We start from the raw sequence: 14912 nt of genomic DNA on the forward strand, positions 1-14912 counted from the left end.
TCTCCCGTTTACAGAACCGAGGTGCAGGGTAACGGATGAACCTCCCCCTGCCAATGATTACCGCTGCGGCGGGCAATAATCAGCTGTTCTCCGCTCCCGCCTTGTACTACCTGACGCCCGTCCGGCCCCCAGAAGGCGCTTTTTCCTGCACTTTGATAGCCACCTGTCGGCCAGGCGTGATTGGCCATCATCACCGCCATCCTGTAGTCCCGCGACCAGCGCGCAAGATAATCACAGTCCTGCTGATAGCCCTGTTCGGACACCAGTACGCTGGTCGCATAGAGATCGGCACCCTGGCGTGCGGCATCCTGGGCAAATTTCTCTACGCTGATGTCGGCGCAAATCGCCATCACCACGTTGTGGCGCTGATAGCCAAACATCGGCACGGCCGCGCCCGGAACAAAAATCTGCTTTTCTTCACCATACAGATTGCGTTTGCTGTAGGCGAAACGGGTGCCGTCGGGCAGGAACGTTGCCGCCGACAGCCGTACGTTATTTTCACCGATCAGCGTCAGCCCGATGCTGATGCCCATCTGATATTCTACGGCGGCCTCGGCAAAAACCTGCAGCCGGGGATCGTCGAGGGACAGGGCCAGTTCTGCCATCAGCGGCAGCTCATAACCGGTGAGGGACAGTTCGGGAAACATCAGTAAATCAACGTGCCGGGAGGCAGCAAGGCGGACAAACTCAAGGTGATGTTGGATATTCCAGGTGATATCGCCAGGGCGGGACCCTGACTGTGCAGCAGCAACGTTCCAGCCGGACATAATGACTCCCATGGTTGAGATTAGGTGCAGTAATGCTCTGCTGATTATCTCAACCGATGCCCGGCAAAATGACAAGCCCTTATTTTTGCTTGGGTTCGTACGGCAGCCGCGAAAGGGAAAGTGACAGCTGGCGATAGTGCGCCAGCCGCTGGCGGAACCAGTCACGCAGAGCCTCCGGCTGTTCGCGTTCAACCATTTCGGCAATCACCGGCATATTATAGCGTTCTTTAAAGGCCACCCCGGCGGCAGCCAGATCGACGTTGATTTTATCTTTTTCTTCCTGCGGCAGCGTGGCCAGGTTAGTGCTCATGGTGTTCTCCAGACAGTTTGCCGCAAAAATAATGCAGAAGGCACGGATTAGCAAGTTTACCGGCTGATCGATAGTCGTTATCACCTCGACACTGCTATTCAGGCGGGGTATTCTTTCGGCCTCTGGTCGCCCGACGCCGCTATTCGCAAGGATGATTGAGCACAATGCGTAACAACAGCCTGAAGTAATATGTCGCTAACCGGCTTCTATATTTTCTGCCGCTGGCTGCATTTTGGCGCGCTGATGTCGCTGGCAGGAGCGGGGATCTTTACCACGCTTTTAGCGCCGGCACGATACCGTGCGCGTCTCAGCGTCCGCTTCCGTCTGCTGATCCAAATATCCTGCTGGCTGACGCTATTCACCACGCTACTGCTGCTGAGTGCCCAAACCGGTCTGATGGGTGATGGCTGGCGAGATATGATCAATGCCGACGTCTGGGCTGCCGTGTTACAAACCGGATTTGGCCGTGTCTGGCAGTTGCAGTGCGTGCTGGCAATGCTCGGTTGCCTGACGCTGTTGTTGCAGGGCAGACTTCGTCAGCAAATGATGTTGCTATGTGCGCTACTGCAGCTTGCTGGACTGGCATTTGTCGGCCACGCTGCGATCCTTGACGGTTGGCTGGGTGCACTACAGCGCGGCAACCAGATCGTGCATTTGCTGGCCGCAGCATTCTGGGCGGGTGGTCTGTGGCCGGTGGCGCTGTTGATGCGAGAAGCTCGCAATGCTACCTGGCGCTACGAGGCAATTAAAACCATGATGCGCTATTCGCGCTACGGCCATCTTGCCGTGGCGCTGGCGATTATCAGCGGCGTGCTTGCCGCTCTGCTGCTGCTGGGATGGCCCCTTGTCAGTTTCCGGCTTTATAGCCAGTTGCTGTTGCTGAAAACGCTACTGGTTGCCGCGATGGTCGCCATCGCGCTGTTTAACCGCTACTGGCTGGTGCCGCGCTTTCAGCGCAGTGGAGAAAGGGCTCAGCATAATTTCGTCATCGCCACGCTGGTGGAAGTAGCGTTGGCGGCGCTGGCGTTGCTCTCAGTCAGCCTGTTTGCCACCCTGGAACCTGCCTGAGCGGCAGCCAGCGGCGATGTACTGTTATAAGCACTGTTTGAAGGTATGAAAAGTCATGAAAAAACTGGCATTAATGTTTGCTGTATTGAGCGTCAGCACCAGTGCGCTGGCCGGGATTGAAACCGTCAGCCGTTTCGATATGGGTAAAGACAACTGGCCTTTCACGCGTGAAGAGATGATGCTCAGCTGCGAAAAAGGCAACGTGCTGTTAGCGATTAACGACGGTACGCTGGTGCAGTACCCGCTCAATGCGGCGGCGGAAGAGAGTATTAAAGCCGGTCGCATTAAGGGTGTTCCCATCGATAAGATGCTGGCTGACGATCCGGACAACCCAGGGCATAAAAAAAGCCTGGCACCGATTATTGCCCGCGCCGAGAAGCTCTGTAACTGATATCTGATGGATGCGCTGGTACAGCCCTGGCGCATCCCTTATCTCCGCATTAGCCCGCGTATTCCGCGGGAACCCGCCGTTTCTGCCACGTTGATCACAATGCTAACAATCCGTAACTACTTTGCAACATACGGTCTGGCAATCCCCTGCATTTCGTCTATCTTTTAAGAGTCAGGCAACAAGCCTGCATTAATGCCAACTTTTAGCGCACGGCTCTGAGAAGAGCCATTTCCCTGGACCGAAGACAGGAATCGTCTTCGGTCTTTTTTTTGCGATTGCTTCACTGATTTAAAGCCAGCCGCCGTGACTGATGCGCCACAGAACCAGACGCAGTTGCTTTACTACAACATGTCTGGGGTTCGTAGAGGCGGCAAACCAATTTCACTGAATGATTCTTGCTGAGTCCAGCGCTGGACTCCCTTTGACGAAGAATCAATTGCACCAGCAAGATAACCCGAGAACGGCACAGACCATTCGCTGGCGATCCCCGTTAATTTACCCGACCACTCTCCGTGTGCAGGGAGCTGTTCAGGCACCGTGTGCCCAGCTTCCTGCAGAAGATCTAATTCTGTTGCAGTGAACGGGTCAGCTGCCCAGTCTTTCAGGTATTCCGCTTCGGGTTCTGCTGCATCCTGACCGAATAAACGCACAAGCTGCTCGCGGCATAGCCGCTTGAGTACAGATTCAGAGACGGTCCATCTTGCTTTTGCCAGTACGCCAATAAAGCCAAAAATCGCTGTTTTATGGGATTTTGGCTCTGATACGTCATGAATTTCTACCATCGGCCCGATTTGACTGCTGGCATCGCCGGAAAGATGCTGCGTCTGTAAAAAATCCTTTTTGTATACGGCGGCATATTTCGCGTGTGGCGCCATCCACGTCGGAATCTTTCGCCAGTTTGAAAGTACCGTCTCTGGCAGCATTGGCCTGAACGCTATTTTTGCTGCCAGGGCGGGTGGCAGCGCGAGGAAAACATGCTTACAGGAAAATAGTGAATTATCGCGGCTTTCTGACCGTGTCAGGACCTGGATTTCCTTACCGGTGCCCGAAATGGCAATAACCTGATGGCCTGTTTTAACCTTATGAAGCGGAATTTTATTTACCAGCGCCGCTGTCAGCGACTGCATTCCGCCCTCCAGCCTGAAGGATGCGGGTGAAGTTTCATAAGCAGGATAACGCTCTGGAGTCGAATTTGACCGGCGTTCATAGAGCATGTCGCCGGGGCGGGCCTGTGAAATTACCGGGATATGCAGTTGTTCGATCAGCTGAGCCAGCTCTGGTTGAATGTCCGGCCAGAACCACGTTGCTCCCATATCGACATGAATCCCGACGGGAGGGTTCGACAATTCCTGGCCTGAGAGTACGCGTCCGCCGGTTCGGTCACGGGCTTCCAGAATCACGTAATCCACCCCGGCTTTTTCGAGCAGTGTGGCGGCATACAGACCGCTTACACCTGCGCCAATAATAACAACGCTGTCTTTCATTAAGCTGTTCCGGTCAGGGTTATGGAGCTGAGGTGCCCCGTTGTCAGATAAAAAAGCGTAACATTCATTGAGAGTGATTATCAGCTCGACCGACAGCTACAACAAATCAGATAATCTTGCAAATCAGAGAAGAAATTCTATGTCGCTATTCTGCGAGGAAATAAAGCGTGGCGCTCCGGGGGCGATTAACGGGGTAGCTTAATCCCTGAGACGGCAGATCGCGAACCGCCTGAAACGACGTCCTGAAGAAGCCAGTCGCGGAACACTTTTACTTCATCACGCAGAACGTTTTGCTGCGGCGTGACCAGGTAATAGGACCATGTAAGTGACCAGCGGCGATCGGGATGCAGCTGGATCAGTTGTCCTGTTTCGATAAGCTGTTTCACCAGAGCGTATCGAACGATGGCCACGCCTCTGCCGCTCAGCGCAGACAGGATCACCGCTGAGGTGGAGTTAATATGTAGCCCACTTTCCAGCGGTTCGGGTGCACCGACCGCCATCAGTACATCATCCCAGGACGGAAAACCTGCGCCGGGATGTGGCGTGTCATCGTGGATGAGCTTTTGAGCGGCGAGCCATTCGGCGCAGGCCATTTTCTCCGGTGGCACCAGACGCGGACTGCAGACCAGCACGGCTTCCTCATCCATTAGCCAGGTTTTATTTACCCCAGGCCAGTCGCCTTGCCCGCAGCGAATGCCGATATCCGCCTCACCGTGCGATACGTCCATCAGTTTCTCGGTGACGTTAAGCCGTAGATCGATGTTCTCGTGCGCTTCCGAGAACCGGTTCAGACGATCCATCAACCAGTTCATCATCAGAACCTGTGAGGCCGTTACCACCACAACCGATCGAGACCGGCGACCACGAAGCTTGTTTAAGCCGGTTTCAAGTTTGTCCAGCCCCTGTGTGATGTCCTGCAGCGCATTCTGCGCTTCATCAACCAGCGTCAACCGCTCTTTCCCTGAACGGGTGCGGTGAAGAAGCGGATGCCCGACCCAGTCTTCCAGCGAACGGACCAGTTGGCCTACGGCAGCAGGGGTGACGCCCAGTTCCTGTGCTGCGCCGGTAAAGCTGCCATGCCTTGCTGTGGCTTCAAAAGCGTGCAGCCATTTAAGTCGGTTTAGCGATCGCATTGTATTCATTCCGCTTCATTGGTTTCTTCAGTATACGCCAGCGAGAAAGATTTTCTTTCCCGTATCGCAATTTCTTCTCAGTCGTTAACAGAGGGGCAGGGTGGCATTCTGGTTTCACACGATGAGGAGCGCGGCTTTTCATCAATGACAATCAGATGAATGTACAGAGGTTAGTAATGAACGCATCTTTTGCCGGAAAAAAACTCTTGGTGGTTGGCGGTACCAGCGGTATGGGCTTTGAAACGGCAAAGCGGATCCTACAAAACGGTGGCAGCGTTGTGCTGGTTGGCAATCGTCATGAGAAAGCCGAGCAGGCCCGCCAGGCGTTGGCTGCAGACGGCCAGGTTTCCATCATCGTTGCCGACCTGATGAAAGACGAAGGTATGCAGCACGTGGTGAACACCATTAACGCTGAACACAAAGATATCAGTCTGCTGGTCAATGCGGCTGGCGTGTTTTTCCCTAAACCGTTCACCGAGCATGAAGCATCAGACTATGACATGTATATGAGCATTAACCGCGCCACTTTCATTATTACCCGCGACGTGGTGCGCAATATGATCGAGGCCGGTATCAAAGGTTCTATCGTTAATATTGGCTCCATGTGGGCGCAGCAGGCCATCGGTGCCACACCGTCTTCAGCTTACTCAATGGCGAAAGCAGGTCTCCACGCGCTGACCAAAAACCTGGCCATTGAGCTGGGTGAAAAAGGGATCCGCGTGAATGCCGTATCTCCGGCCGTTGTTCATACGCCGATTTACGAAGGCTTCATTCCTAAAGACGACGTTAAGGATGTGATGACCAGCTTCGACAATTTCCATCCGATCGGTCGAGTGGGTACCCCTGTCGATATCGCGGAAACGGTAGCCTTTCTGCTTTCCGACAAGACTGGCTGGGTTACCGGCGCTATCTGGGATATTGATGGCGGCGTAATGGCTGGCCGTAACGCCTGATGACTACGCCACACGAATTAATCCGCGTGGCTAAAAAGTTTGCCGGGTGATAAAGAGAGCGCGGAAGTGGTTACTCCAGTCGTGACCTGCAACACGGTGTCTCATTTCTTCATCGCCCCGCAATTTGATAATCCCCCATCTACCGGTGCAATTTATGAATGAAACATATCGCGCTATGCAGGTTGTTGCCCCCGGTGTGCTGGAAATGACAGAGCGGCCGATACCTGCCCCTGGTCCGGATGACGTGCTCATCAAAATTGAAGCTTGCGGAGTCTGCGGTGCCGATCTTCGGGACGCGGAAAAAGTGCCGCAGAAGGGGCAGCCCGGCCGTATACCGGGACATGAAATCGTCGGCTACATTGTACGGAAAGGGAAGAAGGTACCCGATATCTGGCAAACCGGTCAGAGAGTCGGGATCGGGCGTTTGGGCGGATACTGCCAACATTGCCGCCCCTGCCGCAGCGGGCTTTTTCATCTCTGTGAAAATCAGCTGACGCCCGGTCTCAGCTGCGATGGCGGCTACGCAGAGTATGTTGTCATGCGGCATACCGCGCTGATAGCTATACCCTCAGCGCTCTCATCCATACATGCTGCCCCGATTCTCTGCGCCGGTACTGCCACCTTTAACGCGCTACGTAAATCTGGTGCCAGAGCAGGCGACAAAGTGGCTGTGGTCGGGATGGGGGGCCTTGGCCACATGGCCGTTCAGTATGCACGAAAAATGGGTTTCGAGGTCACTGTGGTTGCGCGCGGTAGTGAAAAAGAACATGCGGCATTGCAGCTGGGTGCGCATCACTTCATCGATACCCTCAAGGAAAACGTATCAGAACGCCTGAAAACTGACGGTGGGGTGGATTTCATTGTGGCAACGATTCCGAACTCAGAAGCGGTTTCGGCGCTTGTGTCCAGCCTGGCACCCCGTGGGAAAGCGATCCTGCTTGGAAGCGGACAAGCTCCTCTGCAGGTCACGCCTGGCATGATGATTGGCGCTGAACGCACCCTGACAGGATCTTTTGTCAGCACACCGCTACAAACCGAACGCGCTCTGCAATTCAGTCACCTCTTTCATACGTTGCCTGTTACTGAGCAGTTGCCATTTGAGAGGGCAAATGAGGCGCTTAACAGACTGAAGCAGGGGCTGGCGCGCTACCGGATAGTGCTCACCATGAATCAGGATAATTCATCACATGACCACTGAACACGCCCTGCCAGTTGCAGAGCAGAATAATAATATCATCCGCCTGTCGGCAGCACAGGCTCTCGCCGGTGCTAATTCCGTGGTTTTTTATGCCACAGGAGCCATTGTTGGTAACGCAATAGCCCCCAGCAGTTCGCTGGCCACGTTGCCCATCACCATGTTTGTTCTGGGGATGGCGGCCTGTATTCTGCCGTTAGGTTCACTGGCACGAAAAAAAGGCCGCAGGGCAGCCTTTATGGTCGGTACCGGGGCGGGCGTTATTACCGGCCTGACCGCTGCTCTGGGCGTGGTGATTGGTTCGTTTTCGCTGTTCTGCATTGCCGCATTTATGGGCGGGGCATATGCGGCCGTTGCACTCAGCTTCCGGTTTGCCGCAACGGACGGCGTTGCGCCGGAACGGCGGGCCAGGGCACTGTCGCTGGTGATGGGAGGCGGCGTTATAGCTGGCGTGGTTGGCCCTATGCTGGTTTCCGGTACGATGCATCTCTGGCCGCCGCATACTTTTGCCGTCACGTTCCTCGCTCAGGCTCTTGTGGCAGTCATCTCCGCGTTCATACTTAAAGGTGTGAAGACAACAGAACCCATCAGCACAGTAAAATCGGGTGGGCGGCCTTTACGCGAAATTGTCCGTCAGCCGGGCTTCGCCAGAACCGTATTTAGCGGAGCGGTAACCTATATGGTGATGAATTTCCTGATGACCGCCGCGCCGCTTTCGATGCATATGCACGGGATTTCCCAGCAGGCGTCCAATCTCGGCATCCAGTGGCATGTTATTGCCATGTACGGACCAGGATTTTTCACCGGCAAATTAATTAATCGCTTTGGTGCCATGCGTATCGCCGCCACGGGACTGTTTATCACTGCATGCTCTGTCCTGGCCGGGCTCAGTGGTACCGACATCTTCCATTACTGGCTATCGCTGATTTTACTGGGGCTTGGCTGGAATTTTGGCTTTACCGGCGCATCGGCGAAAATTATTGAATATCACCGACCCGAAGAAAAAACTCAGGTGCAGTCTCTGAACGATTTTGTGGTATTTGGCGTGATGATTGTAGGATCGTTTTCTTCTGGTGCGCTGCTCAGTCTTTACGGTTGGAACGCCGTATTGTGGGGTTCACTTATTCCTGTTGGCTTTGCCTTTTTAGGCATTGTGACCGATCCGCAGGCAAAAAGTCGTGATGAATTAACGTTATGACGAAGGTTACCCTGTTGGTCTGAAGTGATTTCTGTTGATGTAAAGCGTCCCTTAAGTTCAAAATCGGTGAACATGCTTTTGGCATGTCCACCGATGCCGACCTGTGTTTTAAATACTATCCATTATTCGCTCGCGGACCAGCGTCAAAGAGCATTGAGCAGTGTTCATCACTCCGGCAATGGCAATCACGGAGGCGGGTGAAATCACGATGAAACCGGCAGGGACGTTATCCCCTGAAATTCATCATGGTTCAGATCACGAGCCTGAAAGCAGCCCAGGTTGCACGGAAATTAAACATAAGAACAGTGGATAAAAGCGATGCAGCTACGCCTTCGGCCACTGATTAGTTCGCTTGTAGCACTGCAGGTTGGCCGCAGCAGCGCGCGAGCCGATAGCGCCATAGGCGTAGATCGTCGCCGCGCAAAGTGAGGAGTTGCGGATACCGTCGCAAACGTCAATTTTCAACGTTCCCGCCTTTATCTGCTGTGCAAACTGCGCGGCGGTAATACCCTGGCCATCGGTCTGTTCTGCGGTTTGCAGGGCATCGCTGCCTGATTTGTCGTAGGCTTCGGCCTGCTGGAGTGAGAGTTGTATACCTTCGTCCGGCGTTTTCCCCTCTTTATTAATGTTACGCATAATCTCAAGCATATCCCCTTTCAGCACCTCCTGACGGATTTGCGAAATGTTGGGATTATCAACGGCTGGCAGGCGATCGCTGAGGTAGGAGAGGTTCTTCGCGCACTGGCCATTTTTCGGCAGGTAGTCTTTGGTATTAAACGTGCTGACATCAACTGGCGGTAGCTCCGCGCTGTCGGATGCCTGTGCCGTTGGCGTTGTGCCCGATTGACCGCTGAACGAGGAAGTCGTCGGCGCTGCGGAGGCCATTGATGACAGTGCTTTTGCCGCGCTTGAGTTTGGTGCGGCGGTGTTGGCGGCGGAAGAAAGGGCGCTGGTTCCGGTGTTGACATCGCTGGTGCCGCCGAGGGTGAAAACGTCAGCAATTGCCGCCACGGTAACGCCCACGGTTCCGGTATATAACGCCCAGCCATATTCGCCATTATCGAACTGACGTTTAGTTTCCTTTAATGCTTTTTGCGTGGTGCAGGCAGTGGTAATCAGGCAAATAAAACAAAGCGTTAACAGAGAATTAGGCGTATTCATTTTTCACCTTTACATTTTTTAGTGATTTGTAATGAAAGTACACATTAATTCAATTTAGTGTAAATAATGATCAATGAACTGCATAGTACCAATCAGAAACTATCCCATTAAGTTACAAAAAAAACCTTAGTATCACCCATCAGACCTAATGTCTTAGGATTGAATAACATGACATTTCAGTATTGAATCATGAGCGTGGCTGAAGGGATTCGGCTTTTAAAGAGGGGACTTTGCTCTACATTTTTCACTGGACCTGGCGAATAAAAAAACAGGTAAAAGTCGCTTCTCATAGGAAAAAAAGCGTTTATGACCGTGGTAGCCAGCGCTGCCAGTTCAGAGAGGGGGATATGTGACTCTGCTGTCCAATGTTTTAAAAGCGAATGCCTGACAGAAATCACGCCCCCTTTCTGACGCAATAAAGCCGTGAGTCCGGCAGAAAAAGCGACCTTTACCTGCAATAATACCTGAAATTCCAGTCTGCCCATCCTGCTACGGAGCCGTCATCATGACCGACCATGCCACCCCCAATCTGCCTTCGCGCAGTTTCAGCGCCACTCAGCAGTTTTATGCCGCACTGGGTTTTACTACCACCTGGCAGGATGAGCACTGGATGATTATGGTTTCCGGGAGCGTGGTGCTGGAGTTTTTCCCGCATCCCGAGCTGGACCCTTACAGCAGCTGGTTCAGCTGTTGTCTGCGGCTGGATGATGTTGAGGCGTTTTATCGCCTGTTGCAGACGGCAGGGATTCCGGAAAAATGCACTGACTTCCCGCGTATCCATCCGCCAAAAATGCAACCGTGGGGGCTGAAGATGGGCGCGCTGGTCGATCCCGACGGTACGTTGATCAGGCTGATCGAGAATGAGAAGAAGGCCGCCCAACAGGCATAAAAAAGCCGGGCCATGATAGTTGGCCCGGCGATGCCAGCGTTATTCACTCTTTTCAGACTGACTAAGGCCTTCTTCAATAAATTCCGGGTCGATCTCTTCAGTATTGCCCCGATGCTCTTTACCGGAGAACAGGTTCCAGCTGGCAATAAACAGTGCGGCAATCAATGGGCCAATCACAAAGCCGTTGATGCCGTATATTTCCATGCCGCCGAGTGTGGTGATCAGGATCAGGTAGTCCGGCATTTTGGTGTCTTTGCCGACCAGCAGTGGGCGCAGGATGTTATCGATCATTCCAATCACCACCACGAAGAAGAAGGCCAGCACCAGACCTTTTACTACAGCACCAGAGAACAGGAAGAAGAGCACTACCGGCAGCCAGATGATCGCGGAACCGACCGCCGGGATCAGCGACAGGAAAGCCATCAGCGATCCCCAAAGAATACTGCCCTGGATATCGGCGAAGTAAAATGCAATGCCGCCAAGCGCTCCCTGTACGACGGCAACCACGACAGTACCTTTCACCGTGGCGCGAGATACCGCAGCAAACTTCACAAACAGATGATGTTTCACGTGATCCGACAATGGCACAGCGGTGAAAATCAATCCAACCAGATAGGCACCATCTTTCAGCAGGAAGAACAGCAGGTACATCATCACGCCAAAACCGATGGTAAAGCTAAAGGTGCTCTTACCAATCAGCATGATGCTGCCGGCGAAGAACTGACCGCCTTTCATTGCCGCACCGGACAGCTGCTGCTGGATCTGGTCGGCATTATTCAGATCGTTTTCCGCCAGGAAGTGGCGCGCCCATTCCGGCAGGTGATTGACCACACCGCTGACCACCGTAGCCAGTTCGGTCTGGTTGTTTTGCAGCCGGTTATACAGCGCGTTGCACTCCACCGCCAGCGAAGACGCCACCACGGCGAGCGGAATGAAGACGATAAGGCAGATTATCAGCAGCGTGATCAGTGCCGAAATGCCGTTTTTATCGTTGAGCTGTTTTCTGATGCGGGTTTTCAGCGGATGGAAAATAACCGCCAGAATCGCCGCCCACAGAATTGCAGAAAAGTAGGGTCCCAGGATGTGGAAGAAACCCAGCGTTGTCACTGCCAGGATCAAAATAAAGAATCCCTTACCAATGCCTTTAATCATCATACTTCGTTCTCTTTGTTTAACGTCCTGATTAACGAGGTAAACCTGGCACAGCATTGGTAAACCGGCAACTAAACAGCTAAAAAAACGGCTGAGATCGCGTTAGGGCTGCCTGCCGCTTAAAACCGCCAGTTTCGGGGTGAGGCTGGAGAAATCAGTGCCAAACTCGTTGCCCGCACGAATAGCGATGCGTTGCAGTTCACGTAAAGGCAGGTCAAACGTCACATTGCTGGCATAAATCACCACGTTGCCGCTGGGCACCACGCAGCGCAGCAGGGTGGAAAACTGCCGTTGTAGTGCCTGAAGCAGCGGGCCGTTGGCCGCAGGGCGCTGTGGATAGTTAAGTACCAGCCAGCCATCTGCTTTGAGCGTGCGGTTAGCGTGCTGCAGGAAGGTTTCCATCTCCTGCAGCGGTGACATCGTATCGGCGGCGTACAGGTCGGAGAAAATCAGATCATAGCGATGCTCTTCTGCCGAGGCGATAAACTGGTCGGCATCGACGGCGTGATAGTGAATATGCTCGCCTTCCGGCAGGGAAAAGTGCTGCCGCGCAACGTCGATCACCGCAGGGCGAAGCTCAACAATATCCATCGCGCAGGCGGCATCACGGGCCGCGATCGCTCTTGGCAGACAGCCGCCGCCCAGTCCAAGGATCAGCGCTTTTTGCGGAGATTTCAACGCCACGGCCATCAGCATGGCACGGATATAATTGTGCACTGGCAGTGCCGGCTCGTTCTTCTGCATTTTGCTCTGTTCGCACATGCGGTCGAAGGTGAGGATGCGGTAAATTTTATTCTCGATCACCGTAATCTGCCCGTGTTCATCGTGGGTACTGGCGACAATATCGCCACGAATACGGAATATCGAAACAGAGCTGGCCTGCTCCACGTCAGTCATATGAACTCCTTTTACACGGTTGACGATAATGGCTGTTGCCGGGGATGCACCCCGCGGCAGAGCGCGCACCGCGAGGGTAGCACAGCGAATGAACACAGGCACGCAATCAGCAAGGCAAGGTCGGGGGGACGTTTTCCGCGATCGATGCTTGTGTGCTGTGCGTGCGCACTTTACGATAAAAGCTGCCCCACCGCAGCGGAGATCCGTTCGCGGTGCCGCTGGCAAGGAGCTCAAACGATGAAAAATGATAAAGAGATTTCGATCGACCAGTTCACGGCAGAAGAGAAGGTGCTGGTTGAACTACGGGTAAAGACCCTCACCGCGAAGCTCGGTCATATCGCCAGTAAGAAAGAAGAAAAAGAGATCCTGAAAGAGGCAAAGCGGCTGGTAATGAAGGAGCGGGTGGTGCGTGAAAGTACCCAGGTGGTCAAAGTGAAAAAACCGCGTAAACCGTCGGCGGCAAAAGAGAGCGAAGTGAAAGACTTTAGCTGGTCAGGATCTCTGCGTAAAAATCCGCGGGCGATGAAGTAGCCGAAACAAGTTAGCCGACAACGATCAGATGCACCAGACGTGCCAGCACTTCAATAATAAGCAGGCTGCCGATAGTGATTAAGGCAAGCGTAAAGTAGAACTGATAACGGTTTCTCATGGATGCTGAATCCCTGCAGCGATAAGGTCAATGAAGCAATGTAGACCATATCGTCTAAACCGGAGTTCAATACTTTCCGAAACTAATGAATTTGTGCCTTAAATGGCCCGTTACCGGGCCAGATCGCTTTATGTGTTAAACAGTTTGCCGTCGCGTACCAGATCGCGGGGATAGTTATTTTTGATGCGCGATCCCACGGTTTTAGCAATGCCGATCGGCTGTCGCTGGTGGCAGATAATCAGCTCTCCTGACGGAAGATCGCGTTCCGGGTAGATATCGCGCCCGCGATACCACTCTTCAGCTTCGGCACTGCTCAATTCAACCGCATTGACTGCCAACGGGTCTGCCAGCGCAATTGCCGCTTCATGCTGCCAGCGATAGCCTTTCGGGAAGGTTTCCGCCAGCTTCAGGCCGATGCGAGAGAAGCGAACGCGGGACAGCAGTGGTTCAATCTCCACCGGGAATAGCCAGATCTCTTTATCGCGCTGCCACAGCGTATATTGCTCATCCCAATGCAGTCCGCACTTCGCTGCCGCTGCGGCCACTTCCTGCTGCTGGGCGCGGCTCATTGGGCTAAATGGTAGCTTGCCGAGTTTATAGCCCGGCTGCGGCAGGGCGGGGATACTGGTCGTTTTACGCAGGCGGGCAACGAAGAATCCCTCGCTGTCAAAGATCTGCGGAAAAACGTGCAGATAGCCTTCGGCGGTAGCGGCTTTTTCCGCCCCGGCAAACAGCTGGTCGAGGGGCTCAACCTCTACCGCATCCGGATAACGCGCCAGTAGCCAGGCAATAACCTGCTGATTCTCATCCTGATTCAGGGTACAGGTGGAATAAACCAGCGTGCCTCCGGGGCGCAGCGCATGGAAGGCGCTGTCAATCAGCTCACGCTGAGTGGCGGCGATCTCCGCGTTGCTGGCTTCGGACCAGTTGCGCAGCGCGTCGGCATCTTTGCGGACCACGCCTTCACCCGAACAGGGGGCGTCCAGCAGGATAGCGTCAAACGATTCCGGCAGCGCCGCGCCAAAGACGCGGCCATCAAAGTGAGTCATAGCCGTGTTGCTGATTCCACAGCGGCTAAGATTGGCGTGCAGCACTTTCACCCGACTGGCCGAATATTCGTTGGCCAGAATCGCACCGCCGTTATGCATGCGAGCGGCAATTTGAGTGGTTTTCGATCCCGGTGCCGCGGCCACGTCCATCACTCGCTGCGGTGTCGGGCAGCCGTCGAACAGTGCCGTTACCGGCAGCATTGAGCTGGCTTCCTGAATATAAAACAGCCCGGCAAGGTGTTCAGCTGTACTGCCCAGCGGCAGTGCATCGCCGTCGTCACGACTAATCCAGAAGCCTTCAGGGCACCAGGGGATCGGCGTCAGCGACCATGCCATCGGGGCAACCAGCGTGAGAAAATCCGCAACGCTGATTTTCAGGGTGTTAACACGCAGACTGCGGCGCAGTGGCTGCTGGCTTATGGCAATAAACTGGTCGAATTCTGCACGATCAGGCAGCATCTGCTGCATCAGGCTGAGAAACGCAGGCGGAAAATAGACGCGGGAAGAGTCAGGCACGGGCAGGTCCACTAAATAAAAGTGGACGCAGTTTAACACAGACTTTTCTTGTGAGTGCCAGAAACGCAGGTCAATGGTTCTAAAAAAACGGGCAGCCTGG

15 protein-coding genes are annotated in these 14912 nt (G+C 53.9%); 7 read left to right on the plus strand and 8 right to left on the minus strand.

The window, feature by feature from the left end:
- Positions 1-8: 8 nt before the first annotated feature.
- Both OMR58_RS18805 and OMR58_RS18810 read right to left on the minus strand, forming a co-directional pair.
- Complete coding sequence (locus OMR58_RS18805) at positions 9-767, minus strand: carbon-nitrogen hydrolase family protein (RefSeq protein ID WP_264546677.1); 759 nt, start codon at positions 765-767, stop codon at positions 9-11.
- A gap of 79 nt (positions 768-846) precedes the next feature.
- Positions 847-1077, minus strand: coding sequence for a DNA polymerase III subunit theta (locus OMR58_RS18810; RefSeq protein ID WP_105594244.1), 231 nt, complete (start codon positions 1075-1077; stop codon positions 847-849).
- Between the two features lie 189 nt (positions 1078-1266).
- Here OMR58_RS18810 and copD point away from each other — a divergent pair, with 189 nt between their 5' ends.
- On the plus strand, positions 1267-2145 hold the full coding sequence (copD, locus tag OMR58_RS18815; protein WP_264546678.1) for a copper homeostasis membrane protein CopD: 879 nt from the start codon (positions 1267-1269) through the stop codon (positions 2143-2145).
- A gap of 55 nt (positions 2146-2200) precedes the next feature.
- Positions 2201-2536 (plus strand): YebY family protein, encoded by a 336-nt coding sequence (locus tag OMR58_RS18820; RefSeq protein ID WP_264546679.1) that lies wholly within the window; start codon positions 2201-2203, stop codon positions 2534-2536.
- A 341-nt stretch (positions 2537-2877) separates the two neighbouring features.
- On the opposite strand, the gene OMR58_RS18825 is transcribed toward OMR58_RS18820, so the two are convergent.
- Together OMR58_RS18825 and OMR58_RS18830 are read right to left on the minus strand one after the other, a co-directional pair.
- Positions 2878-4020: a flavin monoamine oxidase family protein gene (locus OMR58_RS18825; protein ID WP_264546680.1), complete on the minus strand. Its 1143-nt coding sequence runs from the start codon at positions 4018-4020 to the stop codon at positions 2878-2880.
- A gap of 185 nt (positions 4021-4205) precedes the next feature.
- On the minus strand, positions 4206-5153 hold the full coding sequence (locus OMR58_RS18830) for a LysR substrate-binding domain-containing protein (protein ID WP_264546741.1): 948 nt from the start codon (positions 5151-5153) through the stop codon (positions 4206-4208).
- Positions 5154-5329: 176 nt separating this feature from the next.
- On the opposite strand from OMR58_RS18830, the gene OMR58_RS18835 reads away from it, so the two are divergent.
- The 3 genes from OMR58_RS18835 to OMR58_RS18845 all read left to right on the plus strand — a co-directional run bounded on the left by OMR58_RS18835 (position 5330) and on the right by OMR58_RS18845 (position 8499).
- Positions 5330-6106 (plus strand): SDR family NAD(P)-dependent oxidoreductase, encoded by a 777-nt coding sequence (locus OMR58_RS18835; protein WP_264546681.1) that lies wholly within the window; start codon positions 5330-5332, stop codon positions 6104-6106.
- A 154-nt stretch (positions 6107-6260) separates the two neighbouring features.
- Positions 6261-7304, plus strand: a complete 1044-nt coding sequence (locus OMR58_RS18840) for a zinc-binding dehydrogenase (protein WP_264546682.1) — start codon at positions 6261-6263, stop codon at positions 7302-7304.
- Positions 7294-8499 carry an MFS transporter gene (locus tag OMR58_RS18845; protein ID WP_264546683.1) on the plus strand — a complete coding sequence of 402 codons (1206 nt, stop codon included), beginning with the start codon at positions 7294-7296 and terminating at the stop codon, positions 8497-8499. The genes OMR58_RS18840 and OMR58_RS18845 overlap by 11 nt, the downstream gene beginning before the upstream one ends.
- Before the next feature lie 324 nt (positions 8500-8823).
- Here the strand turns inward: OMR58_RS18845 and OMR58_RS18850 are convergent, their stop codons facing one another.
- The gene (locus OMR58_RS18850) at positions 8824-9660 is read right to left on the minus strand and encodes a hypothetical protein (protein ID WP_264546684.1); all 837 of its coding nucleotides are present in this window, start codon (positions 9658-9660) and stop codon (positions 8824-8826) included.
- Between the two features lie 505 nt (positions 9661-10165).
- On the opposite strand from OMR58_RS18850, the gene OMR58_RS18855 reads away from it, so the two are divergent.
- Entirely contained in the window at positions 10166-10549 is a 384-nt protein-coding gene (locus tag OMR58_RS18855) for a bleomycin resistance protein (RefSeq protein ID WP_264546685.1), read from the plus strand.
- Positions 10550-10588: 39 nt separating this feature from the next.
- Here the strand turns inward: OMR58_RS18855 and OMR58_RS18860 are convergent, their stop codons facing one another.
- Complete coding sequence (locus OMR58_RS18860) at positions 10589-11704, minus strand: AI-2E family transporter (protein WP_105594172.1); 1116 nt, start codon at positions 11702-11704, stop codon at positions 10589-10591.
- Positions 11705-11803: 99 nt separating this feature from the next.
- Positions 11804-12598, minus strand: coding sequence for a fused MFS/spermidine synthase (locus OMR58_RS18865; protein WP_264546686.1), 795 nt, complete (start codon positions 12596-12598; stop codon positions 11804-11806).
- Between the two features lie 237 nt (positions 12599-12835).
- Here OMR58_RS18865 and OMR58_RS18870 point away from each other — a divergent pair, with 237 nt between their 5' ends.
- Entirely contained in the window at positions 12836-13129 is a 294-nt protein-coding gene (locus OMR58_RS18870; protein WP_105594170.1) for a hypothetical protein, read from the plus strand.
- Between the two features lie 246 nt (positions 13130-13375).
- On the opposite strand, the gene rsmF is transcribed toward OMR58_RS18870, so the two are convergent.
- A complete protein-coding gene (gene rsmF / locus OMR58_RS18875) occupies positions 13376-14812 on the minus strand; it encodes a 16S rRNA (cytosine(1407)-C(5))-methyltransferase RsmF (protein ID WP_200559647.1) in 1437 nt (478 codons plus the stop codon).
- Between the last annotated feature and the right edge of the window lie 100 nt (positions 14813-14912).

It is taken from the genome of Erwinia sp. INIA01 (genome assembly GCF_025947915.1).
Lineage (GTDB): Bacteria > Pseudomonadota > Gammaproteobacteria > Enterobacterales > Enterobacteriaceae > Erwinia > Erwinia coffeiphila.

Excerpts from the sequence above, each read along its gene's own strand:
- OMR58_RS18825 (WP_264546680.1), bottom strand. The coding sequence starts at position 4,020 with ATGAAAGACAGCGTTGTTATTATTGGCGCAGGTGTAAGCGGTCTGTAT.
- OMR58_RS18855 (WP_264546685.1), top strand. The coding sequence starts at position 10,166 with ATGACCGACCATGCCACCCCCAATCTGCCTTCGCGCAGTTTCAGCGCC.
- OMR58_RS18835 (WP_264546681.1), top strand. The coding sequence starts at position 5,330 with ATGAACGCATCTTTTGCCGGAAAAAAACTCTTGGTGGTTGGCGGTACC.
- OMR58_RS18850 (WP_264546684.1), bottom strand. The coding sequence starts at position 9,660 with ATGAATACGCCTAATTCTCTGTTAACGCTTTGTTTTATTTGCCTGATT.
- OMR58_RS18830 (WP_264546741.1), bottom strand. The coding sequence starts at position 5,153 with ATGCGATCGCTAAACCGACTTAAATGGCTGCACGCTTTTGAAGCCACA.
- OMR58_RS18810 (WP_105594244.1), bottom strand. The coding sequence starts at position 1,077 with ATGAGCACTAACCTGGCCACGCTGCCGCAGGAAGAAAAAGATAAAATC.
- OMR58_RS18860 (WP_105594172.1), bottom strand. The coding sequence starts at position 11,704 with ATGATGATTAAAGGCATTGGTAAGGGATTCTTTATTTTGATCCTGGCA.
- OMR58_RS18820 (WP_264546679.1), top strand. The coding sequence starts at position 2,201 with ATGAAAAAACTGGCATTAATGTTTGCTGTATTGAGCGTCAGCACCAGT.
- OMR58_RS18805 (WP_264546677.1), bottom strand. The coding sequence starts at position 767 with ATGTCCGGCTGGAACGTTGCTGCTGCACAGTCAGGGTCCCGCCCTGGC.
- copD (WP_264546678.1), top strand. The coding sequence starts at position 1,267 with ATGTCGCTAACCGGCTTCTATATTTTCTGCCGCTGGCTGCATTTTGGC.
- OMR58_RS18840 (WP_264546682.1), top strand. The coding sequence starts at position 6,261 with ATGAATGAAACATATCGCGCTATGCAGGTTGTTGCCCCCGGTGTGCTG.
- OMR58_RS18870 (WP_105594170.1), top strand. The coding sequence starts at position 12,836 with ATGAAAAATGATAAAGAGATTTCGATCGACCAGTTCACGGCAGAAGAG.
- OMR58_RS18845 (WP_264546683.1), top strand. The coding sequence starts at position 7,294 with ATGACCACTGAACACGCCCTGCCAGTTGCAGAGCAGAATAATAATATC.
- OMR58_RS18865 (WP_264546686.1), bottom strand. The coding sequence starts at position 12,598 with ATGACTGACGTGGAGCAGGCCAGCTCTGTTTCGATATTCCGTATTCGT.